Here is a 1415-nt window from a genome sequence, read left to right on the forward strand (position 1 = left end):
AGGCAATGTAAATAACTATGGCGTTAAGCCTGTCAGCGTTTGTGGCTATCTCCAGCTGGCCCAGAACCAGAAAACAGGCTCTTACACCGTAGCGCTTCCGCCGGGTTGCAGGCTGACCTATTTTCAGAGCATGAACGGCGATCAGTTTGGTACGAGTCGGAGGAAGATCACCATTTCAGGGGGAACCGCGACAGTGTCATCAGTAGGCGATACCGACTACTCAGCAGGGACTGAGCCTGCGGCAGCGGCTTATCTCATTTTCCAGATCGAGAGGGCATAAATGGCGGAATATGGCGTTTTACTGACGACGACTAGCGGGGAAGTATGGGTGACCGCGAACAGCTCGCCAATCGCTCTACAGGCACGAAAGACAGCGTCACTTCAGGGAATATCGGGGTTTAATACCAAAGTGACGCACACATTCCCCGCAGGTCAGCCTGTTATCGCCTTCGTTCATTGCACGGTTGAGGTGGAAATCACCCAGACGATAAGCGGGAACACCATCACTATTGATTTCCTCAGACCAAATGCAACCGGCACAGCGTACGTTTATTTTTTCTCTATTTTCCCACAGACAAAGCCAGACTACGGGCTGGCCGTCTGGGATGCGTCAGGGACGCTTATTTTGACAAACGAAACGCGCACACTCAGTGATGTGGTAACCCTCGGTACTGCCGGGGTAGATGCAAGTTCAGGTTATAACATCAATACCACGCTGGCGGGGAAATGGGCCTGTATGCCTGCCATGCTGGGTCTAATTACTGGAGTTATATCGGCCGGCGGCCAGCCGCAGCCCTACTCGGCGATATACAAGAGCATGGCGAAACTTGAGGGAGGCAACACGCGAATATTCGCCAGACCACAAACAACGCCCAGCGGAAGCCTTCAGAACGTCGCGTATTCGAATCTGAGAAACGTGATTATGGCCATCAACTGCGTCAACTACGATTGATCGTTTTCGGCGATCAATTATGTGTTATTGATCTACAAAATCAATTATATCCCTTTGATTCATCTTGTTATTGTTTAGCTTCGTTAATACCCTGGGATATAACCACGATGAAAAACATGATTCTTTGCCTGGCGGTAGCGGTATTGCTCTCCGGTTGCGCTGGCGTTCTTCAGAAGCAGCAACCCATATGTACCGGAACGGCCCTGATCGGCGGACAGGAAAACATCGTCCAGATTTACGGAGTACGCAAGCAAAGTAACCAGACCCAGTACCGCGCCGGTTACCCATTTAACTGGTCATGGGTCAGCGCAAACACGTTCAGTAGTACCACCTGCCATTAACTCAAACATTTTTGAATAAACCTCGCTCCGGCGGGGTTTTTTATTGCCTGGAGAAAACATGATTTATACCACTGGCACTATCGCCATCAGCGGAAACACCCTTACAGGTACCGGCACAAACT

At 50.5% G+C, this 1415-nt stretch carries 3 protein-coding genes; all 3 read left to right on the forward strand.

Annotated features, from left to right (window positions below; genetic code table 11):
• On the forward strand, positions 1-280 hold a 280-nt coding region (locus ACNQ0W_RS25070), incomplete at its 5' end, for a hypothetical protein (RefSeq protein ID WP_417933290.1).
• Positions 281-952, forward strand: a complete 672-nt coding sequence (locus ACNQ0W_RS25075; protein WP_180261515.1) for a hypothetical protein — start codon at positions 281-283, stop codon at positions 950-952. It begins immediately after the preceding gene.
• Between the two features lie 107 nt (positions 953-1059).
• Positions 1060-1293 carry a phage exclusion lipoprotein Cor gene (gene cor, locus ACNQ0W_RS25080; protein WP_045409817.1) on the forward strand — a complete coding sequence of 78 codons (234 nt, stop codon included), beginning with the start codon at positions 1060-1062 and terminating at the stop codon, positions 1291-1293.
• The last annotated feature ends 122 nt before the right edge of the window (positions 1294-1415 follow it).

Origin of the sequence: Enterobacter cloacae complex sp. 6730903, assembly GCF_048283985.1 — a bacterium.
Lineage (GTDB): Bacteria > Pseudomonadota > Gammaproteobacteria > Enterobacterales > Enterobacteriaceae > Enterobacter > Enterobacter hormaechei_C.